Source organism: Amphritea balenae, from assembly GCF_003858655.1.
Taxonomy (GTDB): domain Bacteria; phylum Pseudomonadota; class Gammaproteobacteria; order Pseudomonadales; family Balneatricaceae; genus Amphritea; species Amphritea balenae.
This window is the reverse complement of sequence record NZ_RQXV01000001.1, coordinates 907,185-929,476: the sequence shown is the minus strand read 5'-3', so window position 1 is coordinate 929,476 and position 22,292 is coordinate 907,185. Positions and strand designations below refer to the sequence as shown.

Annotated in this window: 25 protein-coding genes; 7 read left to right on the top strand and 18 right to left on the bottom strand. The window is 46.2% G+C overall.

The window, feature by feature from the left end; all coding sequences use genetic code 11:
• Nucleotides 1-57 precede the first annotated feature (57 nt).
• The 3 genes from EHS89_RS04140 to EHS89_RS04130 all read right to left on the bottom strand — a co-directional run bounded on the left by EHS89_RS04140 (nucleotide 58) and on the right by EHS89_RS04130 (nucleotide 2,911).
• Nucleotides 58-1,329, bottom strand: coding sequence for an MFS transporter (locus EHS89_RS04140; RefSeq protein ID WP_124924820.1), 1,272 nt, complete (start codon nucleotides 1,327-1,329; stop codon nucleotides 58-60).
• Between the two features lie 134 nt (nucleotides 1,330-1,463).
• The gene (locus EHS89_RS04135) at nucleotides 1,464-1,754 is read right to left on the bottom strand and encodes a putative quinol monooxygenase (RefSeq protein ID WP_124924819.1); all 291 of its coding nucleotides are present in this window, start codon (nucleotides 1,752-1,754) and stop codon (nucleotides 1,464-1,466) included.
• A gap of 119 nt (nucleotides 1,755-1,873) precedes the next feature.
• On the bottom strand, nucleotides 1,874-2,911 hold the full coding sequence (locus EHS89_RS04130) for a zinc-binding alcohol dehydrogenase family protein (RefSeq protein ID WP_124924818.1): 1,038 nt from the start codon (nucleotides 2,909-2,911) through the stop codon (nucleotides 1,874-1,876).
• A 111-nt stretch (nucleotides 2,912-3,022) separates the two neighbouring features.
• Here EHS89_RS04130 and EHS89_RS04125 point away from each other — a divergent pair, with 111 nt between their 5' ends.
• Nucleotides 3,023-3,922: a LysR family transcriptional regulator gene (locus EHS89_RS04125; protein ID WP_124924817.1), complete on the top strand. Its 900-nt coding sequence runs from the start codon at nucleotides 3,023-3,025 to the stop codon at nucleotides 3,920-3,922.
• Between the two features lie 225 nt (nucleotides 3,923-4,147).
• Here EHS89_RS04125 and EHS89_RS04120 read toward each other — a convergent pair whose 3' ends face one another.
• From EHS89_RS04120 to EHS89_RS04105, 4 genes are all read right to left on the bottom strand, one after another.
• Entirely contained in the window at nucleotides 4,148-4,792 is a 645-nt protein-coding gene (locus tag EHS89_RS04120) for a DsbA family protein (protein ID WP_124924816.1), read from the bottom strand.
• Complete coding sequence (locus tag EHS89_RS04115; protein WP_124924815.1) at nucleotides 4,789-5,229, bottom strand: disulfide bond formation protein B; 441 nt, start codon at nucleotides 5,227-5,229, stop codon at nucleotides 4,789-4,791. The genes EHS89_RS04120 and EHS89_RS04115 overlap by 4 nt, the downstream gene beginning before the upstream one ends.
• A gap of 151 nt (nucleotides 5,230-5,380) precedes the next feature.
• Nucleotides 5,381-5,689, bottom strand: coding sequence for an AzlD family protein (locus tag EHS89_RS04110; protein ID WP_124924814.1), 309 nt, complete (start codon nucleotides 5,687-5,689; stop codon nucleotides 5,381-5,383).
• Nucleotides 5,686-6,396 (bottom strand): AzlC family ABC transporter permease, encoded by a 711-nt coding sequence (locus EHS89_RS04105; protein WP_124924813.1) that lies wholly within the window; start codon nucleotides 6,394-6,396, stop codon nucleotides 5,686-5,688. Before EHS89_RS04105 ends, EHS89_RS04110 begins: the two co-directional genes overlap by 4 nt.
• Nucleotides 6,397-6,811: 415 nt before the next feature.
• Here EHS89_RS04105 and EHS89_RS04100 point away from each other — a divergent pair, with 415 nt between their 5' ends.
• Nucleotides 6,812-7,999 carry an amino acid aminotransferase gene (locus EHS89_RS04100; RefSeq protein WP_124924812.1) on the top strand — a complete coding sequence of 396 codons (1,188 nt, stop codon included), beginning with the start codon at nucleotides 6,812-6,814 and terminating at the stop codon, nucleotides 7,997-7,999.
• A 188-nt stretch (nucleotides 8,000-8,187) separates the two neighbouring features.
• Here EHS89_RS04100 and EHS89_RS04095 read toward each other — a convergent pair whose 3' ends face one another.
• The 8 genes from EHS89_RS04095 to rraA form a co-directional block, all read right to left on the bottom strand.
• Nucleotides 8,188-8,406 carry a hypothetical protein gene (locus tag EHS89_RS04095; protein ID WP_124924811.1) on the bottom strand — a complete coding sequence of 73 codons (219 nt, stop codon included), beginning with the start codon at nucleotides 8,404-8,406 and terminating at the stop codon, nucleotides 8,188-8,190.
• A gap of 217 nt (nucleotides 8,407-8,623) precedes the next feature.
• Entirely contained in the window at nucleotides 8,624-8,773 is a 150-nt protein-coding gene (locus EHS89_RS21020) for a hypothetical protein (RefSeq protein ID WP_170167404.1), read from the bottom strand.
• Between the two features lie 121 nt (nucleotides 8,774-8,894).
• Nucleotides 8,895-9,485, bottom strand: coding sequence for a hypothetical protein (locus tag EHS89_RS04090; RefSeq protein WP_124924810.1), 591 nt, complete (start codon nucleotides 9,483-9,485; stop codon nucleotides 8,895-8,897).
• 98 nt (nucleotides 9,486-9,583) lie between these two features.
• Nucleotides 9,584-10,156, bottom strand: a complete 573-nt coding sequence (locus EHS89_RS04085) for a DUF6037 family protein (RefSeq protein ID WP_124924809.1) — start codon at nucleotides 10,154-10,156, stop codon at nucleotides 9,584-9,586.
• Between the two features lie 95 nt (nucleotides 10,157-10,251).
• The gene (locus tag EHS89_RS04080) at nucleotides 10,252-10,587 is read right to left on the bottom strand and encodes a hypothetical protein (RefSeq protein WP_124924808.1); all 336 of its coding nucleotides are present in this window, start codon (nucleotides 10,585-10,587) and stop codon (nucleotides 10,252-10,254) included.
• Nucleotides 10,588-10,647: 60 nt separating this feature from the next.
• Nucleotides 10,648-11,277, bottom strand: a complete 630-nt coding sequence (locus EHS89_RS04075) for a hypothetical protein (protein ID WP_124924807.1) — start codon at nucleotides 11,275-11,277, stop codon at nucleotides 10,648-10,650.
• Nucleotides 11,278-11,375: 98 nt separating this feature from the next.
• Nucleotides 11,376-12,011, bottom strand: coding sequence for a hypothetical protein (locus EHS89_RS04070; protein WP_124924806.1), 636 nt, complete (start codon nucleotides 12,009-12,011; stop codon nucleotides 11,376-11,378).
• Nucleotides 12,012-12,721: 710 nt separating this feature from the next.
• A complete protein-coding gene (gene rraA, locus EHS89_RS04065) occupies nucleotides 12,722-13,201 on the bottom strand; it encodes a ribonuclease E activity regulator RraA (protein WP_124924805.1) in 480 nt (159 codons plus the stop codon).
• A gap of 114 nt (nucleotides 13,202-13,315) precedes the next feature.
• Here rraA and glmS point away from each other — a divergent pair, with 114 nt between their 5' ends.
• The 4 genes from glmS (at nucleotide 13,316) to EHS89_RS04045 (ending at nucleotide 17,943) form a co-directional block, all read left to right on the top strand.
• The gene (gene glmS / locus EHS89_RS04060; protein ID WP_124924804.1) at nucleotides 13,316-13,729 is read left to right on the top strand and encodes a methylaspartate mutase subunit S; all 414 of its coding nucleotides are present in this window, start codon (nucleotides 13,316-13,318) and stop codon (nucleotides 13,727-13,729) included.
• Nucleotides 13,726-15,090, top strand: coding sequence for a methylaspartate mutase (locus EHS89_RS04055; protein ID WP_124924803.1), 1,365 nt, complete (start codon nucleotides 13,726-13,728; stop codon nucleotides 15,088-15,090). Before glmS ends, EHS89_RS04055 begins: the two co-directional genes overlap by 4 nt.
• A gap of 8 nt (nucleotides 15,091-15,098) precedes the next feature.
• A complete protein-coding gene (locus EHS89_RS04050; protein WP_124924802.1) occupies nucleotides 15,099-16,298 on the top strand; it encodes a glutamate mutase L in 1,200 nt (399 codons plus the stop codon).
• 70 nt (nucleotides 16,299-16,368) lie between these two features.
• Nucleotides 16,369-17,943, top strand: a complete 1,575-nt coding sequence (locus EHS89_RS04045) for an AMP-binding protein (RefSeq protein ID WP_229753475.1) — start codon at nucleotides 16,369-16,371, stop codon at nucleotides 17,941-17,943.
• Nucleotides 17,944-18,039: 96 nt separating this feature from the next.
• Here EHS89_RS04045 and EHS89_RS04040 read toward each other — a convergent pair whose 3' ends face one another.
• The 3 genes from EHS89_RS04040 to EHS89_RS04030 form a co-directional block, all read right to left on the bottom strand.
• Complete coding sequence (locus EHS89_RS04040) at nucleotides 18,040-18,297, bottom strand: HlyU family transcriptional regulator (RefSeq protein ID WP_170167403.1); 258 nt, start codon at nucleotides 18,295-18,297, stop codon at nucleotides 18,040-18,042.
• A gap of 134 nt (nucleotides 18,298-18,431) precedes the next feature.
• The gene (locus EHS89_RS04035) at nucleotides 18,432-19,979 is read right to left on the bottom strand and encodes an SLC13 family permease (RefSeq protein WP_229753477.1); all 1,548 of its coding nucleotides are present in this window, start codon (nucleotides 19,977-19,979) and stop codon (nucleotides 18,432-18,434) included.
• Nucleotides 19,980-20,195: 216 nt separating this feature from the next.
• Nucleotides 20,196-21,545 carry an aminotransferase-like domain-containing protein gene (locus tag EHS89_RS04030; RefSeq protein WP_229753478.1) on the bottom strand — a complete coding sequence of 450 codons (1,350 nt, stop codon included), beginning with the start codon at nucleotides 21,543-21,545 and terminating at the stop codon, nucleotides 20,196-20,198.
• A 74-nt stretch (nucleotides 21,546-21,619) separates the two neighbouring features.
• Between EHS89_RS04030 and EHS89_RS04025 the strand changes: the two genes are divergently transcribed.
• On the top strand, nucleotides 21,620-22,234 hold the full coding sequence (locus EHS89_RS04025) for a DJ-1/PfpI family protein (RefSeq protein ID WP_124924799.1): 615 nt from the start codon (nucleotides 21,620-21,622) through the stop codon (nucleotides 22,232-22,234).
• The last annotated feature ends 58 nt before the right edge of the window (nucleotides 22,235-22,292 follow it).

The window sequence follows — 22,292 nt, the reverse complement described above, 5'->3', positions numbered from 1 at the left end:
TCTGACTTTAAAGAAAAAGCCCGGTGGATTGATCCATTCGGGCTTTTTTTTAGCTTGTCAGGAAGTTGCTAGCTGGGGCTGACGTTCGGCCCAGGGGCGTTCCTGTATCGGTAGATGCACCAGCGCTGAAAGGGCGCCCACGCCTATACCGACCCACCATACCAGGTTATAGTTACCGTACAGGTCGTACATAGTGCCGCCCAGCCAGACACCGATGAAGCCGCCCAGTTGATGGGAGAAAAATACCAGCCCGTACAAGGTTCCCATGTAGCGGAGGCCGTAAATCTGTGCCACCAGACCGGATGTCAGTGGTACTGTGGCCAGCCACAGAGCACCCATCAATATTGAAAATACTACCACCGATTCGGGGGTGATTGGATTGAGGATAAATGCCGCTGCAACGATAGTTCGTAGCAGATAGATCCCTGCCAGCAGGTACTTTCTTGAGTACTTACTGCCTAGCCAGCCCGCTAAAACAGTACCGCATATATTGGATACGCCGATCAGAGCGATCGCCATAGCGCCCAGGGTCGATGTCGATGAAACCCCCAACGACTGAATAACACTACCCGGGGTAACGACGCTGCACATCTCGGTAATAAACGCCGGGAAGTGCGCGGTAATAAAGGCCAGCTGATAACCGCAGGAAAAGAACCCGACAAAGATAAAGGTGAAAGAGGGATCTTTAACCGCCTGCATAATGACCCGGCCCATCGGCTCGTCATTTTGTTGTTTTGGTGGTGGCGGTGGAATGCGCATAAAGAACAGCGCCAGCAGTGAGATCATTACAAAGCCGGCGAGGAAGATGAATACCGACTGCCAGGGCATCTGCTGTAATAAAAATTGGGTTACCGGTGGCCCTACAATCTGTCCGGCGGAGCCCGCAGCGGTGGTAATACCCAGCGCTAGTGAGCGGTGCTTATCAGAGACTGCGCGGCCCACAACGGCGAGAATAACGCCAAACCCGGTACCGGCAATACCAAAACCGACCAGCATCTCCAGCAGTTGATGTTGCCCGGGCGTGATAGCAAAAGCCGACAGCACCAGGCCGATGGCATAGCAGAATGCCCCCGCCACAATGGCTTTTTTATCGCCATACTTTTCAGCTAAGGCACTGAATATTGGCTGACCAATACCCCAAAACAGGTTTTGGATGGCGATGGCAAATGAGAAGTCAGCCCTGAGCCAGTTAAATTCTTCAGCAACGGGAATCTGGAACAGACCGAATGAGGCGCGAATAGAGAAGCTCACCAATAAGATGACACAGCCGGCAATCAGTATCGGGTTGAACAGAGAGCTTTCTCTGGGCGTCAGGGTTGTCGTATTCATGCTGTTCTCTTATTGATGCCTGGTGGTTCAGCGTGGTTTATTCAAAGCTCTCTAACTCAAGAGGAGGCTAATGCTAAAGGTTCTCAGTTTTAATGCAAAGCTTCACCGAAATAGCCTGAAATTAAGCCAAGGTGTTATATCTGAGCCATCTCATTCAAAGTGAAACCAGCTACAGCGCCCTCAGTTGCTTTAAGGTAAGCTTTGAGGTGATCGCTTTCCATATGGGCCTGCCACAAAGTACGGTTTTCCCAGTTTTCATAAAACAGAAAAACGGCAGGGTCGTTATTATCCTGGTGTAGATCGTACTGAAGGCAGCCGGCCTCTTTTCGGGTAGGTGCGATCAGTTTTTCCAGTTCTGATTTTACCAATTCAACCTGATCCGGTATTGCTTCGATACGGGCGACGATGGTGAGTGTGGTGGTCATAATTGAGAACCTTATATGAAAGATATCATTGTTGATATCGGGTATCTCGCCTGAATTACAGGCGAGAGGAGTTAGTTGCGCGGGTTATGCAAACTCAGCTAAACAAGCTGTTTCGCGTTTTAAAAAACTTCCAGAACAATTTTTCCGATCGCTTTACCCGTTTCAAGATTGCTGTGGGCACGCTTCAGGTTTTCAGCATTAATCCGTCCGTAGTGCTCACCCAGGGTCGTTTTCAGTCGGCCTGCATCAATCAGGTCGGCGACGTTATTGAGCAGATCACGCTGCTTTTCAATGTCATGGGTGTTAAACATTGACCGGGTGTACATAAACTCCCAGTGCAATGAGATCGATTTCATTTTCAGCTTCAGGATATCAAGTGGCAGTGATGGGTCGTCTATCAGTGCCAACTTACCTTGTGGGGCAAGGCTCTCCACTATCTCGTCATAATGCTGGTCGGTGGCGTTCAAAGAAGCAACATGGGTTACATTTTCAATACCGATACGTTTGAGTTCCTGGCTTAAAGGTTTTCTGTGATCGATGACATGATCCGCGCCCAGCTCTTTTACCCATTGCTGGCTTTCAGGACGAGAAGCGGTGCCGATCACCAGGGCATCAGTTAACTGAGCTGCCAGTTGCACAAGAATGGAGCCTACACCACCGGCTGCACCGATGATCAGGATGCGGTTTTCAGTTGATGCTGGTGTCTTTGTTTTTTCTTCTGTCAGGGGTTGCAGAGCTAAGCGATCAAACAGCAACTCCCAGGCAGTTATGGCGGTCAGAGGCAGGGCGGCAGCTTCAGCATCAGATACCGATGCAGGTTTATGGCCAACGATACGCTCATCTACCAGATGATACTCAGCGTTAGTGCCGGGGCGGGTCAGGTCTCCGGCATACCAGACTTTGTCGCCTTTTTTATAAAACTGAGTCTGTTCGCCTGTTTCGATGACCTCACCTACGGCATCCCAGCCTAGTACTTTATGCTCATCGCCAGAGGCCGCAACGTTAGCCCGGATTTTTGTATCCACCGGGTTAACAGAGATCGCTTCAATTTTTACCAGCAGATCTCTTGCTGCAGGTGTCGGTACCGGTATATCGATATCAATCAATGAATTCTGTTGATCAATATTGAGTGAATCTAAATAACCAATTGCTTTCATGGGGGAGCCTCTGTCTTGTTCGGATAACTGTTTCGATGGAGACATTGTGCGAAATAATTATTAAACTAAAAACAGGCTAATGATTTAATTAATTTCAAAAATAATTTGATAATGAATACTTCAGATCTCAATTTGTTTGTCAGAACAGCGGACAGTGGCAGCATTACCGCGTCAGCCAAGCAGTTGGGTATTACCCCAGCTGCAGCCAGTGCGGCATTGAAACGATTGGAAAAGCAGCTGGATGTTCAGCTGTTTATCCGCTCTACCCGCCAGCTGCGAATTACCTCCGAAGGTGAGCGATTTCTGCTCTATTGCCGTCAGTCGCTATTCTCTTTAGAGGAGGGGAAAGCTTCACTTAACGCGATGCGGGGGAAAATTGCCGGAGAGATACGGCTATCAGTGTCATCTGACTTAGGCCGGAATATTGTCTTACCCTGGCTGGATGATGCACTGGAAGAGCATCCGGACCTGTCGTTGCAGTTGAGCATCGGCGATAACCTGTCAGACTTTTACATGGATAGGGTTGATGTCGCCTTACGCTATGGTGAGCCGGAAGATTCATCCATGATCGCGTTTCAGATCGCTACGGTAAACCGGATAGCCTTTGCATCGCCGCAATATCTTGAACAGTATGGTGAACCTGAACATCCGGATCAGCTGCTTGAACACAATTGCTTGCTATACCGGATAGGCAGCCGAGCCTACAATAACTGGGATTTTTATAATGAAAGCGAACGCTTTCGGGTACAGGTGCAGGGAAACCGCGAAAGTAATGATGCAGAGATAGCCCGGCGTTGGGCGGTAGCAGGCAGAGGTATCGCCTATAAATCTGTGCTGGATGTGAGTGATGATCTTCGTACCGGCAGAGTCGTCAGGTTGTTGAAAGACTATCAGACGAAACCTGTAGGCATCTGGCTAATCTGCCCGAGTCGAAAGCAGGTGACCCCCGCCATTTTGATGTTGAGAGATTTGCTACGTAAAAAATGTGCTGAGGTGTTGTCTGGATTGTAATGTTACTTAATTAGCTATCTGTAACAGGCTAGATAAGCGTGAAAGAGTTAATAGGTCTGGGTTTATATCGGGCAGTGTTATCGATAGGTTCTTCTGTTTGTATGAGCGGCATCATCGAAGTGTTTTTGAGTGATAAGGTCGAATTCGATAGGGTTCTAGCGTAGATATAGGCCCGAAACCGGGCCTCTGAAGATTATCTGCCAACTCATCTCTTATAGTGATAAATTATTGGGCAGCTAATTCACTGTCTACCAGCGCCTTTAATTGTTTAGCTCCGAAGGATGGTAGTGCTTTACCATTGACGAAAAAGGTTGGCGTTTTCTCAACACCTACTGCTTTAACATCAGCTGTATCCTGCTGCAGCACTTTAGTAATGGCGGAGCTTTGCATATCCTTTTTTGCTTGCTCTACATTCAGACCCGCGGCTTCGACTGCATCCCAAACAAGTGACAGGTTCGGGTTACCATGATCAGCCCATACCGGTTGCTTTATCAGCACTGCTTCCAGAACGGGTTTAAACAGTTTCTGCAGGCGGGCGGCTTCCAGAATACGTACTACGACATCGGAACCTTCATGAAAGGTTGTGTAGCGTAATACAACCCGAATATCATCGGGATTTTCAGCCATGATTCTTTTTACAAAAGGATAAAAGGCGCGGCAGGCTTCGCAGGCTGGATCAAAGAATTCGACGATAGTAACTTTAGCATTATCAGGGCCAAAGCTAGGTGAATAGGGGCGTTCTAACAGACTATTCTCATGCGCCTGAGCGTTAACTGACTCAGCACGTTGTTGAGTCCAGAAGTATGCTGCAGCAGCGAAAACAATGGCCGCGATGAAGGTAATACTGAGAATGATTTTTGGTCGAGTCATGCGTCTGATTTCCGAATTAATGTGCAAAGTATCAGGCTGACAGCGGTAAAGGCTGCCAGAGAAAGATAGGGTAGTGAGATACCACCGAGAATCGTCATATTACTACCAGTACAGGATGTTCCCTGCCCACATGGAACTATCGGCGTCAGGATATAACCTGCGTAAGTCAGAGAGTGGTATGCAGCAATGAGGGTGCCTATAAGCGCAAGTGGTAGGGTATACCATACAATACTCATGTCTGAGCGTAGCGCTGCAATACCGAGTATCAGCGCAAGTGGAAACATACAGATGCGTTGATACCAACATAATACACAGGGCATCTGGCCCAGAATTTCACCGATAAAAAGTGCGCTTAGTGTTGATACCAGAGCAATACTCCAGGCCAGACTGAGGAGCCACCAACCCATATTGTCTGGTTGATTTTGTGCGAGTGTCATCGTTAAACCTTTTGTTAGTTCGATGGTAGTAAAGCAAGATTATCTCTTGCCAATTACTAATGCCGGGCAGTATAAAACCTCTGGTTACTAGAGGTTCAATAGATTCCTGCAGAAAAATTCTGAGTTTTAGTAATCGCTATGTACAAAATAGTCAGATCTGTCTGAACAGCGCTGCTGCAATTATCCCGGCAGCAATGGCTGGCAGAGGTTTCTTTACAATCAACATAGTGACAGCCGTGGTCAGTAACGCCAGTCGTGCGCCGTTATCACCACTGATAGCCAGTGGAGTGAGTAGCGCAATTAGTACTGAGCCGGACATAGCACTGATAAACTGCTTTACCCTATAGCTGATCGGTACGAAAGACATCACAAAAACGCCGCCCCAGCGGGTTGCCAGTGTTACTACTGCCATGATCAGGATAATAATCAGCGGGCCGTATCCGGTGGTTTCTATGCTCATCGTTTTTTCTCCAACCATATAGCACCCAGAATACCGCCGGCCAGCGCGCCAACAATTACATGGCTATTAGGTGGCAAATACCAATAAGCCAGGAGTGATGAGACCGCCGCGACTATCCAGATAATGAACATACGAAAGTCTTTTTGTCCCCCAACGACCATCGCAAGCAAAAAGCAACCCATGACCATATCCAGGCCTAAACTCACCGGGTCCTGAATAGCGTTACCAAAGTAAAGGCCTAACCAGGTACCTAGTATCCAGAAGGACCAGAGGGCAAGGCCCCCGCCGAATAAAAGCCCCATGGCAGGTTCGCCCCGGGTAAAGGCCTGCATAGACATGGCCCAGTTAGCATCTGAAACAACAAGCATGACGGTATAGCGCTTTGTCGGAGGCAGTTGGCGCAGCCAGGGGTATAACGTCGCGCCCATTAATAGATGGCGGGCATTGATAGCAAATACAGTGACCGCCAGCGGAATAATTGCCACTTCAACGCTCCATAACTCAAGAGCAGCAAACTGTGATGCGCCGGCAAATACCAAGGTGCTCATAACGATAATTGACGAGTTATCCAGTCCGGCCTGCGTGGCAGCAAGGCCAAAGGCAAGTCCGAAGATGACAACAAAGAAAGAGATAGGTACCAGTTGCTTGAAACCGGCCCATATATTCTGGCAATTAAGTTCGTGCAAATGGGGATCTGAGTCTGACAAGAAATGCCTCTTTAACTAATTTCTATTGCACAGGTTCAATTGGGTAATAGATGCTGACCGGTATCGGCTGAAAAAGCCGTATATGCGAGTGCGGATGCTATGCGAAATGGTGGATAAATTAAAGCGATCCTTCAGATCAGTGCAGTTTTAGTATTCGACTGTTTTTAGCAGTAGAAATCGCCCTTGAGGCTGCGTTAGATCAAATCCGCTTGCCAAAACTCTTTTTAGGCATAGAAAGGCGCTAAAACACTGTACGGCAACAGCGTTAAGGAATAATATGTCGCCAATTGACTTTGCAAAACAACAACTCATCGGGTTGCTTAACTTTTGCAAAAAAATGGTCGGTTTGTCAGTAGTACATGGCTAACTGCAATAGATAGAAATGAAGCATAGACATTAAAAGGTACTAAATCTTATGTTTTCCCAGTTACAGCATCCGCCAGCTGATCCAATTTTAGGTTTATCGGTAAAATTCAAAGCCGATACCAACCCTAATAAAATTGATCTCGGTCCTGGTATTTACAAAGATGAGGCTGGTAATACACCGGTTTTAGCTTGTGTAAAAGCTGCTGAAAAATTTCGGGTTGAGAACGAAACCAGCAAGGTCTACTTAGGCTCAGCAGGATCGGCGTTATTCAATGACAAGATAGCCTCACTTATTTTGGGTGATCACAAGGTTATTCGCGAAAACCGTGTACGTACTGTTTCCACTCCGGGTGGTACAGGTGCGCTACGCATAGCTGGTGAACTGATTAACAAAACCAAACCGGGTACCACGATCTGGGTGAGCAATCCGACCTGGGCAAACCACCAGGGTGTGTTTAAAGCTGCTGGCCTGAACATCGAAACTTATCCTTATTATGACTATGAGAATAAGTGCCTGGACTTCGACGCAATGGTTGAAGCGCTGAAACAGATTCCAGCGGGCGATGCGGTGCTGTTGCATGCATGCTGCCATAACCCGAGTGGTATGGATCTTAACAAGGAACAGTGGCAGCAGGTTGCTGAGCTGGCCCGTGAGATCGGCTTTACGCCGGTTGTTGATATTGCGTACCAGGGCTTTGGTCAGGGGCTGGATGTTGATGCCTACGGTCTGCGACTGATGGCAGACTCTGTTGATGAGATGATCATCTGTAGCTCATGTTCTAAGAACTTTGGCCTGTACCGCGACCGTATCGGTGCGTGCTCTATTATCGGTAAAAACGCTGCATCAGCGGATATTATCGGTGCGGTTATGGTGACAGTGGTTCGTGTTAACTACTCAATGCCACCGGCACACGGTGCTGCGCTGGTTGAGACGATTCTGAGTTCCGATGAACTGACTGCACAGTGGCACGGCGAGCTGCAAGAGATGCGTGAACGTATCGCCGGCATGCGTCAGCTGTTTGTTGAGAAACTGGTAGAGAACGGTGTTACCCGTGACTTCAGCTTTATCACCACCCAGAACGGTATGTTCTCATTCCTAGGTATCGATGGCGATCAGATTCAGCGCCTGCAGGATGAGTTCAGCATCTATGTAGTAGGTTCAAGCCGTGTAAATGTGGCAGGCCTGTCTACCAGTAATGTTGACTACCTGACCCAGTCGATCGCTAAAGTTTTATAAGCTCACTTTGTGAGCAGTGGCTAGACGTGCCTTCGGCACTTGCTAGTGACCAGAAGAAAAAACGCGGCTCTTTTTAAGAGGCCGCGTTTTTTTATGGGCATAGTTAGGGGATATGTACAGTCAGTCTTATCTGTCCCCGGTTACTGATCCAGGTTGCTGAGCCAGGTTGCTGGTCTAGGTTATAGGGATCAATCATCATCCTGCATAGGGAAGGAATACTTACCGGCATACAGTCCTGCAATTCGTTCTGCAACGCATGCTACTTCAATATCTGATAACACGACTGAGTCATCGTCGGGGTAGAACAGGTACTCTTCTTTAAAGACATCAAACTTTATCTTCCCGAGAATACGACCGCTACTACTGATGCAATCAAGTTCCTGATTGATTGGGAAGAACAGCACCATCTGATAACTCCTTATTAAACATATTTTCCAGTGGATAATAATCCTAGATGATACTCGATTCAACGTGCCGATAGACGGCCCCTGAATTGACTACTTATTCTGGGAATTTAGCGGTTAGTGGGAAAGTTCAGTACTTGATCTGGTTGGCTAGATATAACGCCTCCAACAAGGGCCGGAAAAAGCCGCAGGTTTGAAAGTCCAGCACCGAAGGTGCCAACTAATTTACTGCAACGAACCCAATAATCATCAACAGCACAGTAATAATCGAGATTAACACCTTGATATCTAGCAGCTTCCACCAAGGTTCAGAGAGCAATTTCTTCCTCGCTTCCCGTTCTTTCCTTGTTCCTTTTCTCTTTTTAGCCATCGTACACCTCCACGCTAGGGATAAACTTAACTATAGAAGGTGTCTACTAATCGTGGGTAACTAGATGGCATAACACCCGCGTAAAACGCGCGAGTTACGAGCATCTCCTTTGATGCGTTTGTTAAGTGGCATCTTTAGATCTCCGGATTTCATCCCTTTCTTCTCTTGAGTCTTTACGCCACGCTAATAGCATCGTTGAGAAACTAACAACCAAGCCAACCAGCACAACTATAAGCTGAAGCGGGTCCTGCTTCTTGCTTTGGCTCGACGTCACAGTAGTGACCCTTTCATTAATTAAACGAACTGAGTCCTGAATCCTTACATCCATTGCAGTTGCTCTTTGATTTAGATCAACAAGTTGTGTTCCGACCTGACCTAATCGATTTTGGATTTCCTGCAATTGTTGCTGCCGTTGTGAATCCGCTTGTTGAACAGCAGAAACAAACTGTTGGTTAAAAGCATTAAGGCTTGGTGTTGGCGTTCTTTGACTACCAATAGCACTAATGGAGGAGCGAATATTTCCAACCTCACTTTCAAGCGGTCTGATTTGATTTCTAAATTCTCCTACAGCCGATAGAGATGACTGAGTAAGTGGTGTAAGAAAATCGGGCGATAGATCTATAGAGTCTGGATCTTTATAATCAATAAATAGAACTGCTATTAAAGTAGCAACTAGTATTACCGAAGATAGAACCCACAAACCTCTTTTCATATTCGATGCCTCATGCCACTTAACGCCGCGCTCTGCAGAAATTTAGGAGCGCTAGCGAGTAAATTTTCCGTAGCAGCGCCTTATTATGAGCTTCTATGTTAGGGCAATGAAACTTCAATTGCTTGATCCTTTTGATCCGTCCAACAACTACTAATATTCTTCTCTTTGCACCTTATGTAAGCACGCGCTCCTAGTAGCTCTTTGGTTTTATCAAGATTAGCCTGCTGAACTGTAGTTCCCCACTTATAATTATCTCGCCAGCCTACGAAATATATTTTGTTTTGTTCTTCTGCAACACTTTTATATGGAGCAACATCTTGTGGCTTTACTTTTTGGTTAGAAAAAGCAGAATTAGGCACTTTTCCATTGAATTCTGAAAAGAAACTCCAAGGACTAAACGGTTTTTCTGGGTCATATTCAAGACCCAATACCTCACACAATTTTCTGTAGGTATCGTTATCAAGTTTGTGATCTATAACGAATCCATTTTCAACTTTTAACTCAAAACTGAAACTGCCACCCTTTACGCCGAAAAGGAGTAAGTAAGGTGAATCATCTATAAAAAAGAACACGTCGAAAATTGCTTTCCCGCATTTGTATTCAAGCCTATATCGGTCAATGCCTTGAGTCTTCATACTTTTATATAGAGGGACTAATCCATCAAGCTTCATCAATACTCCTTTCTGGCAGACTCATAACGCCAAAGCAGCGACGCGCGTTAGCGCGTCCAGCCCGCAGGGCGATGCTGCCTTTGCTTGTTATGTGTTTAGCTTTCATTGCTGGCTTCGCGCCACGTTTTAACGGCTTCAGTTGCTAACTCAGAAAGCTCTTTCGATACATCGCGGCCTTTGTAGATCGATGATGTGTTTTTAGCAATAGGAACAGAATAATGAATATCGTGAGCAAGTTTATTTAGATACTCACGGCCACCATCTTTATATTGTTTCTGCTTCTGCTTCTGCTTCTGCTTCTGCTTCTGCTCATTTAGCTGAATCATATACATATAGTCAAATGCGCTCATGTTGCAGTTAGCATCCAAGTACAAACTACCTTCATACTCAAAAAGAAACCACGCCCAATTTTCAGAATCGATGACTTTCATACTTGTGACACATAACGCCAAAATCAGCCAACGCCTTCAGGCGTCGGCTGTATTTTCTTGTTATGCACCACCTTCTCGGTTTAATGCTTTAGATTTTGATTCTAATTTTAAGGTAGAGGCCTCGATAAGCTTAGCAATAGAAGATTCTACCTGCGCTTCTGATAGCCCCCCATTTGCTTGCAGTAAACAAAGACCGAATAGGCCAGCTGAAAGATAAGTGCTTTGCTCGCTTGAGGATGTTAGATTTGTAATAGCCTCCATTACACTTAAAGCAAGTAGTTTGTCATTCTCGTTATCGCTGTTTAGATCTATTTGCGTGAGTAAATTTAGCAGTGATGATGATATGTCTACTGTCGTATTAGTGCTTCTTGCATAGCTGGCAGCTTGTAAGCATGTTTGCCCACTTCCGTTTACCATAGCCCCATTATATTCGGCACTCCATATAAAAAGCGTACTTCTATCACTAGTTTCTGCGAGGAATTTTGCAATTTTTTGTTTGTCGCCCTCGGCAATCAGTTTCTCAAAAGTTTCTTTAATTAGAGTGGCAGATATACTGTTTGAAGATACTTTTCCCATTTTGTCTATCGAGGCATACGACAAGCCGGGTTTTTTGTCTCCATTCCAAGCTTGATGAACACTACATCCCGATATAAAAAATATACAGCCCAATAAAAATATAATCTTCTTCATCTATGAATTCTCCTTTTCCGATTTAATAACGCCCACATAAAAGGCGAGCGCTAGCGAGTCCAGCCCACGCTTTTTATGGGTGATTTTTAATGTGCTTGTTATGTTTTTGGGTTGCGGAGGTCATAATATGACTGCTCGAAGTTGGAGATGGAGTTTTTTACCCAAACTGACAACTCTTTCGAATTCAAGAGGTCTGAGACCCAGCTTGAACAATCATCTTCAATCCATGTTGCTGAACTTGAGACACCGAAACTTTTCATTAAGCCCGCTATTTTCTTATTAGGAGCTTCATCCTTTCCTAAAAACTCACCCTTGAAGTGAACTAATTCGTTTCTCAATGACGAGATGATTTCGAATGATTGAAATGGTTCTCTACCCTTATCCCATAGAGCCCCATTTGTTCTCAAGGATACTAAATCCCACTTCTCTTGAACTGTAAGCTTTTTCTGAAGATTCTGGATAGTAGACCACTCTTTACTTTCAGGGCTATCTTCCTCAAACCCATAGCATAGAACACCAATTGATATTTCCTCATTGATTCTAGCTTCAAGAAAACATGCGGCATTAATAATAGATGATGAGTTAAAAATTCTTATATCTTGTTCATTCTCAGAAGATCTAGCTAATTCAGCAAACTTTTTACAACCATGAAGAAAATCACCAGAGAAAGGAATCATAGCCGCTTTTATCGGTTTTCCTGCACATGTATTTTCTTCTGAAATATCAGATTCCATGGTGATCCTTAGAAAACATAACAGCTGAATATACGTAAAATTGACGTGATATAACGCGTCAGTTTGATGTATATCTTCAAAACACTATTCGGTGCTCTATCGATTAATGTTTAATTAAAACAGAAGGTTGTGTGAAAAGTCTGTTATTGATGGTCTGTGGAAAAATGTCAGTTTGACGTATATCTACATGACCCTGAGAGGTAACTGCTTGAAGGGGGTATTTCCTTTTCTACCTGTCGCTCAGACTATCCTTATCTGCGTTATACCTGATACTGCTATAAGTGTGGCTGGTAATCAACTGACAATACGAAGGAAGGTGCGAACAAGTCCCTTACGCCTTAGCATGCCCTCTGGGTACTGGCATTCAGAGAGGCTGAAGATCAAGGCAACATACCCAAAGGGCACGATGATTACAGGCATACTGGTTGTACGTCAAAATTGTTAACAGCGATATTCAGTCTCTCTGAAAGCCCCTTTCTTTTAAAAAGAAGGGGTGGGCTCTAAAACGGCCTCCTGCTTTGTTAGACAGTTTGAAAAGGTCCAGACATTTCACTGCACTGTCTTTCGCGCATTAGGCCGTTCTAGAGCCCACAGAGAAAACAATGGACTTATTCGCACCTTCCCTAGCCATTTTCTTAGAGGTGGCATGATTCACTGCAGACATAAAAAAAACGCGGCATAAGCCGCGTTCTTTTATCTCTGAAAAAGAGTTAAACGATCTTTTCAGCGCAAACGATTACACCATCGGTGTCGGCATACAGGTAGTCGCCGTTTTTGAATTCAATACCATCAAAGGATACCGGTACAGCGGTTTCGCCCTGTGTGACCGGGATATATTTTCGAGGGCAGGTACCGATTGCATATAACGCCACCGGGATATCTTTGATCTGGAAAGTATCGCGGATATAACCGTTAACAATGATGCCGGCATAGTTGTTATCGCGGGCAAACTTCATCAGGTTCTCGCCCACAACAGCGTAGTATTCACGATCCACATCAACCACGACAACCTTGCCGGTGCCATCTACGTCCCGCAGGAGTTTGATCAGTTCGGAGTTGTTTTTGTCTAGTTTGACTGTAACTATCTCGCCTTCACATTTATCAGCGCCACCGTAGTTTTTGTAGTCTGGGCCAAGTACAAAGGCCTTTTCGCTGTGCTCATCACAGATATCCGCTGTAAAAAACGACATAAAAGCATCCTGTTTACATTTTTGATGCACAATTCTACCACCGTAGGGCCGTTTTTAGCATAAACATTTGTTATCATTGCGCCTTTGATTTTTTAAGTCAGGCATTAGGGTGATATGAAGGTAGTGACAGGCGTAGTCGGCAACGATATCCATGTTGTCGCGAATCGGCTAATAGATCTTTCTCTTCGGGCGAGAGGCTTTGAGGTTTTTAATCTGGGGGTTAACACCTACCTGGAAGAGTTTTTTGATGCGGTTGTTGAAACCGGCGCAGATGTACTGCTGATCTCATCGCTGAATGGCGAGGCAGAAGGTTGGAGCCGGGAAGTTAAACCGCTGAAAGCTAAATATAAGAATCTTGATAACCTGATTATGATGATCGGTGGCAATCTGGTTGTGGGTAGCGGTGATGCCGAGCAGATCGTGCCTAAGTACAAGAACTACGGTTTTGATCTGGTGTGTCATCAGATCGACCTGAATACCGGACTCGACTGGCTGGAAGAGTTAATAGAAAAGAGAAACCTGAAATGAGTTTGTTGCAAGAAGAAAGGGAGATCATTCTCAGCAATGAATTTGTTGATACTTTTGATTTTGCCGAAGTAACTGAGTTTGTAAAAAACGCCAGCAAAGATCTGTTTATTTCCCACCGTTTTAAAAACAGTGACAAAATGCTGGTACAGCCACGGGGTGGCTTTCCAACCTATAAAAAGCAGTTTGCCCTGAACGAGTTTTTCGTAGAGGCAAATGTTGATGTCCTGCCCCTGACAATCGATTCTAATACCCGTCTGAACGATTACGCTACCGCCAGTAAGATGCTGCGACTGAGTGAAGAAAACGATGTCGATATGCTCAACGGTTACCCACTGGTCAATCATGGTTATCGTACTACCCGTAAGATGATCACTCATTTCAATAAACCGGTGAGCCTGCGTCACGGTACCCCTGATGCCCGCTTGCTGATCGAAACAGCGATCGCGTCCGGTATTTTTGAGATTGAAGGCGGTCCGATCACTTATCTGCTGCCTTACTCAAAGAACTTCCCACTGGATAAAGCGTTTCTGTACTGGAAGTATGTTGAGCGAGTGTGCGCAAATTACTCTGAATTGAACGAACCGATCAACCGTGAATCCTTTGGTCCGTTGACCGCGACCCTGGTTCCGCCGGCGATTACCATCGTAATTCAGTTACTGGAAATGCTGCTGTCACTGGAAGAGGGGGTTAAATCCTTCTCGGTATCTTTCTCGCAAACCGGTTCGATGAACCAGGATATTGTGATGGGTGCTGTGATCAAAAAGATGGCCAGGTATTACGCCGAACAGATCAACTGTGGCGACGCGGATATTCACCTGGTTTACCACCAGTGGATGGGCGCTTTCCCGATGAATAAAGATTATGCCGAGCAGCTGATCAACATGTCGACTGTGATCGCATCCATGGTCGGTGCCGACAAGATCATCACTAAAACCCGGGAAGAAGCGGCCGGTATTCCAACCAAGGAAGCCAACGCTAAAACAGTGGCCAATACCCAGTACACCCTGCGGATTCTGAATGGTTTGCCGACCATTGTTGATGAAGAGGAAGAGGAGATCCTGACGCTTGAGGTAAAAGCGATCATGGAGGCTGTGTTTAACGACCCTGCGGATACCTTGTGGCGTAAAGTATTTAACTCCATTAAGAATGGCATCATCGATGTACCTTTCTCACCGCATATCATTAATCATAACGAGATGATTACCATCCGTGATGCGAAGAAAAATATCCGCATTATTAAGCGGGGTAACGTGCCTATTCCTGATCGTTGTTACGAGTATGAAAAGGCTCAGTGTGATCTGACTAAAGACACCACCAGTATTGTTAATGATATTGTCCACGATATAGGCATTATGCAGTGAGCGATCCTATGAATAAATCGACTAGCCAGGGTAACGACAAACTGCTTATTGATGTGGGCAGTACCTATTTTAAGGTCAGTACAGCAGACAGCATTGAACAGCATTTCCGGGATTTTAATAAAGATATCCTGGATGATCTGGTGCACCGCTGTGGTGATACGATTGATCGTTTTGATAAAGACGATGTACATATCTGTTCATCAGCTAACGGAGGCTTAAGCACACTGATTATCGGTGTGACTAACTCTTTCTCGTTAAAGTATGCGACCAATATCGCGTTTAACTCGGGCATCAATATTATTGATACGATTCTGTATCAGAATATCGAAGAGTACTCGATCCCCAGCGATCTGGTTGATGTGGTTATTATTGTTGGCGGTATCGATTCCTGTGCCGGTATCTTTAATGAAAGCCTGTACAACTATCTGAGCCAGCTGAACTACTCTAATGTCGTCTTTGTCGGTAGCGAGCAGGATGCTCCGGTGCTTAAGCAGAACATCGAAAATATTGCCATTTTGCCCAATATTATCGATAACAAACTGCATATTGTTGAAGAGCATCTGAAAGAGTATCTGACTAACCTTTATCAGCAGGATATCGAAGGTAAGGAAGATATTAAAAACCTGTACGATATTACGGCTAACCAGATCTACTCAACGCCTTATATTGTTAATAAAACCTTGCCTCATATCGATGCTCGCTACTCGGTAGTCGATCCGTTTATCCTGTTGGATATCGGTGGCGCGACGACGGATATCCACTACTCGAAAGATCTGGTTGATGACAATCTGGTTACCGAGAATGAATACGATCGTATGGTATTCAAAAAGCTGGGTGTGTATAAGTCCAAGCAGTCGCTGATCTTTGCTGCACAGAATAATGAGTTTGTTTACGAGCTGCTGATGCACCTGAAGGTGACCGAGAACATCTTCAATGAACAGAGTGAAAAAGCCACCCGTATCCTGATGCAGCTGGCGATCTTTCTGGTGCTGTGCAAGATCTCCCATTACCGCAAGGCCTATATAAACCTGAAGTTGTTGGCGATCAATTCTATTGTGCTTACCGGTGGTATAACCAAGGTTTTAACCACTGAAGAGATCGAGGATATTGTATCCTTCTTCTATAAAAAAATTCTGACCTCTGACCATAAACCTGTGGTGGTTCTGGATACCAACTATGATATCTGGACCCTTGGTGCTAAAGGTTAAAAGTTGCTAAAAGTTAATAGCTGCGAAATGGTAATAGTTGCAAAAAGGCAAGAGTTGCTAAAGGAAAAGAATGATGTCAATTAACTGTATTCGTGCCCTTCTTGAAAGTGCTGTTGAGACCCACAGCGACAAAACGGCGCTGGTGTTTAATGAAAAGAGCATCAGCTATGGCGAACTCTATGCCAGGGTTAACCAGGTCGCTTTTTATCTGAAAGAGCTGGATCTGCCGAAAAATACCCGTATTGGTATCTATTCCAACAAAGGTATTGAGCAGGTGGTTGCGGTACTGGCGATTCTGTCGACCGATTACATTCTGGTCCCGCTGACTAAGATGCTTAAGCCTGAGCAGGTTGAATACATTATTAATGATTGCGATATCAAATGTATTATCACCGATAAGCTTAAGCTGGAAAGCATTGAAGAGATCAACTTCGATGGTCATATCCTTTCTTATGAGACCACGGCGAAAGAGATCGCTTCATTTGAAGAGATTTATAAGTATTACAACAAGCCTTATGTGTGTGATATCAACGGCCATGATAACGCGATAATTACTTATTCGTTTGGTATGACCGGTACACCGAAAGGGATTGTTATTTCACACCGGAACCTGATCGATTCTGCCCGTGTGGTTTCCCAGTACCTGAATCTTGAAGAAGATGATGTGATCTCGGGTCTGTTGATTTTCAACCTGGATTACGGCCTTAACCAGATCTTCTGTAGCTTGTACAAACGGGCTACGCTGGCGCTGCATCGCTTTATCCTGCCGGATGATTTCTTTAATCATCTGATCAACGATAAAGTCACGGTGTTACCGCTGATGCCGGTTAATATCTCACAGATGTTTGAGGACGGTATGCAGCGGATTCCGAGTCCGGAACTGTTTGATCATCTGAAAACCATCACTTCTTCCGGTGGTAATGTTACCGCGAAGATGATCAAAGACTGCAAAAACACCTTCCGTAACGCCGACTTCTACTCTATGCATGGCCTGACCGAAGCGTTCCGTTCTACTTATCTTGATCCCTCTCAGGTACAGATTCGCCCGGACTCTATCGGTAAGGCGATCCCTGATGTTGAACTCTATGTGATCAACGATGAAGGCAAAGAGTGTGGCGTACGTGAAGTCGGCGAGTTGATTCATCGCGGCGGTTATATCTACCGTGGTTTCTGGAACGCGCCTGAACAGAATGCATTGCGCTTTAAGTCGGTTGATATTCTGAAGGATGTCATCAATCTTGAAGGTCAGCTGACCGATGAGATCGTTGTCGCCACCGGTGACTACGTTTATAAAGATGAAGAGGGCTATCTGTACTTCGTTTCCCGCCATGACAATATGATCAAAACCCGTGGTTTCCGGGTTTCTCCATATGAGGTGGAATCGGTTGTTGCTAAGAATATTCCTCAGATCGATCAGTGTGCTGTTTTCGGTCTGGAGAATGAACAGATTGAAGAGGAAATCGTGATGGTGTATTCAGCACCGAGCGAGATCTCCGGAGAAGAGATTATCTTCGAGCTTAAGAAGCATCTGGCCTCTTATATGATTCCTGGCCGGATTATTTATAAGCGCTCCCTGCCATTAGTGCAGAGCGATAAAAACCAGGTGAATAAGGATGCGCTGAAGCGCGAGCTGACAGCTTCATGATTTAGCTAACTTAGCTTGCCAGAAAGGCCCTTCGAATTCGAAGGGCCTTTTTATTTCTTAAAGATTAAGGTATCAGGCTGGATTGGCAGTAAACGTTTAGCTCAGGATACTCAGTGCTTTCTGATCAATAAATATCTTAGCTTTCTGCTGCGAATGTTGTACGCAGAGATCTCTGTCTGCCACCTGATCTACCAGTGTGAAGCTATGCTGCTGGTTTTTCTTACGGATGACCCCGCTGATACGGAACTGACCGCCATCCTGCTCGGGAGTTGCTGTAATGGTAAAGCCTTTATAGCGGATCGCACCCTCGGGCAGTGGGGTAAACAGTGACTTCAGTGTTGATAGTAAGCTCATGATCATCCTCCTCGATTTAACTCCATACTAAGAGTGCCCACAGGCAAAGTGGAAGAGATGATAGACCAAAGTACCTAGCGAATGCGGCTAAATGAGTAGCCGGGTTTCATCTGTCTTACCGTCGCCAGAGAAGGTCATAGGTCAATGTTGAAGACCAGCTTCGCCAGCAGTGTGAACATGCCAAAAGCGACGGCGATAGCCAGCAGATTAAGTAAGAAACCGGCGCGGACCATATCCCGCAGCTCCATCCTCTCGTATGAGAATACGATCGCATTAGGGGGAGTAGCAACCGGCATCATAAAGGCCATAGATGCACCTAATGCGACAGGTACGCAGAGGACGATCGGGTTTAACCCCAGACCAAGAGCAACCGCCGCAAGAATGGGCAGGAAGGTTGCCGTGGAGGCTGTGTTTGAGGTGATCTCGGTCAGGTAGACTATCGCGATAGTGACCAGAAGAACCAGTGCCAGGGTGCTGATCTCGACGCCGCCGACCGAGTTACCTATCCATTCAGCCAGTCCGGTGCCTTTGAATCCGCTGGCAAGAGCCAGGCCACCACCGAACAGTAGCAGCACGCCCCAGGGCACGTTGCGTGCGGCTTCCCAGTCCAGTGCAAACTCACCCCGTTTGCGGGAGATCGGTACTGCGAAGAGTATCATTGCAGCGACTAATGCGATGATAGTATCGGTAATCGGAAGTCCGGTTAGATTCACCAAAAACTTACGGAAGATCCAGCCTAGTGCCGCACCGAGGAAAACAATAGCCACCAGTTTTTCACCTCTGGACATAACGCCAAGTGCAGCCAGTTCACTCTTTACTACGCTGCCTGCATCGCCAATAGCAATTTGATGTGAGGGAAACAGAAAACGTGTCAGAATCAGCCAGGTAGTCGGCAGCATCACTATGACCACCGGTACACCGAGCAACATCCAGTTAAAAAACGTAATCTCGATGTTGTAGGTGTTTTGCAGAAAGCTGGCAAGCAGGGCGTTAGGCGGCGTGCCGATCAGCGTACCTACACCGCCAATTGAAGCGCTGTAAGCAATCGATAACATCAGCGCGACTCCGAAGTTACGCACTATCTTGTCATCGTCGGTATGGTGGGCGACGAAATCGATAACTGAAAGGCCGACAGCAAACATCATAATGGTGGTCGCTGTATTGGAGATCCACATCGACAGAAAGGCGGTGGCCAGCATAAAGCCAAGAATAATCCTCGATGGTGAGGTACCCACCCAGCTCACAATCTTAAGTGCGATACGCCGATGAAGGCCTACGTGTTGCATAGCCGCGGCTAATAAAAAGCCACCGAGGAACAGATAGATCAGTGGGTGGGCATAATTGGCGGCTACCGGTTTTATTTTGTCGATATTGAGCAGTGGCATCAGAATGATAGGTAGTAGTGCAGTAGCCGGGATAGGTATCGCTTCTGTCAGCCACCAGATAACCATCCAGGAGGCCATAGCGACCAAACGCCAGGCTTCGGGTGGCATACCGTCAGGGGGCGATGAAAACAGGATCAGAAGAGCAACAATCGGCCCCGCCAAAATGCCGATAAAACGCAGTCCTTTCACCGGTGAACCGACTGGGTCGGGGCGGTCCTTATAATCCGGGTCGCGTTTATCTCCCGGCATCAGAAAATCCTCGTCATGGGCATGGGTATCCTTCTTATCCGGCGTCATGTCAGATTCTCCTCTTAAGATGCTTGAGCTTTAGACTCAATGCCGTAACTTTTGTAGGGGCTTATGCTGGGCATGTAAAAAAGTATAGACGCTGGAACAATCAATACCCATTTACCGGATTCATTGCGAAGAAAGGGGGTCTGGTTTGATCCTGTTTAAGGGCGACTTTTAATCGACATTAAAGTCAGAGGTTGTTGGATAATAAAGGCCAATGCACTAATAGGCATATCCATCGATGACGCTTCTTACCCGGGTTAAAGCCGTTTGAAGCTTGTCCAGATCTACCGAGCCAAGTGCGATACGCAATGCATGCGGGACATGATCTGTTGTTGCAAAAGGCTCAGCGGTTGAAACTGAAATATTATCCTGTAGCAGCTGCATAACAATCTTATCTGCCCGAATCTCGTCCGGCAGAGGCAGCCAGATAAAGTACGAAGCAGGGTGACTTATATATTCAAAGCCCTGGAATACTTCTCTGGCCATTGATTGTCGGATCATCGCATCCTGACGTTTCTCAGCTTCCAGTTGAATCGCGGTCCCGTCATCTATCCATCGACAAGCGATAGCACTCATCAGTGCCGGGGTGTTCCAGGTAGTTGCTCTAATTGCCCGCTCGATTTTAGGTATCCATTGATCGGGGGCAACGACAAATCCGACCCGTAACCCTGTCGCAATACTTTTAGAAAGACCAGACACGTAGACAGTTATATCCGGGGCAAGAGAAACCAGTGGCGCTGGAGGATTAGGCGCATGGAAGGCATAAGCAGCATCTTCGATAATGAGTAGATTGTGCTGGCGGGCAATTGCAATTAGCTTGTGTCGCCATTCAATATCCATTACCCAACCCATTGGGTTGTGTAGTGTTGGCATTGCATAAACTGCTTTTACTTTACGGCTCTCACATAGCGTTGCCAGAGCATCAAGATCGGGGCCCTGCTCGGTTAATAAGATCGGTGCCAGTTCCAGTTGCTGTACCTCGGCAAGCACTTTGAAGCCAGGATAAATAAGACCATCAACAGCGACCACATCACCCGGATTTAACAGTGCCATAACGCTTGTCGCCAGACCATGCTGCGCACCATTGACGATGATGACGCGATCAGCATCGACATTAATATCCCGATGGTGCAGGTGCCTGGCTATGACTGATCGTTCGTGCGTACGCCCCGCGTGGGGTTGGTAATGCAGCAGGGCTTCCAGATCACCAGCACAGGCCAGCTGTCGTAATGCATCGCGTAGCATATCGGTTTGTTGCGGTAAGGAGGGGGAGTTAAAGTTCAGATCGATCATACCCTCACTAACGGGTTGTTGATCAATACCGTGATTCATGGGCACAGAGGTTTCTCTGACAAATGTCCCTCTGCCGGCTTCCCCGGAAATCAGGCCCATTTTTTCTAACTCAGCATAGACTCTTGAGGCTGTTACCAGGGCGATGCCTTGCTCTGCAGCCAGTTGCCGATGGGTAGGAAGCTGTGTGCCTGGTGAGAGTTTGCCATCTCTTATATCCGCAGCAAAGTTGTCGACCAGCGCTTTATATCGAGACTGACCCATCGCTAATGTACCCATGACAATAATTTTATTGTCATGATATTACGAAGTAGGATGCCTTATCGCAAACTGAATTAAGCAAGGACACCGCTATGCATATCTCAATTCTGACTTTTGATGGCTTCAATGAACTTGATTCCCTTATCGCCCTGGGTGTTCTGAATCGTATTAAAAAGCCTGACTGGCGGGTCACTATCGCCAGCCCCTCTAAGCGTATTGAATCGATGAATGCTGTGGTAATGGAGCGCCACGTATCTCTGCAGGAAGCTTGCACTGCTGATGCGGTTATTGTCGGTAGTGGTATGAAAACCCGTGACGTTGTAGCGGACGAATCAATCATGACGCAGTTACAACTTGATCCATCCCGGCAGCTCTTAGGCGCGCAATGCTCCGGTACGCTGGTACTGGCCAGGCTAGGGCTACTTAATGGAGTACCGGCCTGTACTGACCTGACCACTAAACCCTGGGTTCAGGAGGCGGGTATCGAGGTTTTGAATCAGCCCTTTTTTGCTAAGGGTAATGTTGCCAGCGCGGGTGGTTGCCTTGCATCTTCATATCTTGCCGCCTGGGTAATTGCTCGCCTCGAAGGCGTTGAAGCGGCACAAAGCGCGATTCATTATGTGGCCCCTGTTGGGGAGAAAGAGGCGTACGTGGCACAGATGATGAACAATATAGCGCCCTATCTGGCAGGACATTCTGCTTGTTGATTTAAGCGGATAAATTCAGCGCATTTAATATCAGGGTCATCTGTTGACCTGTCTATAG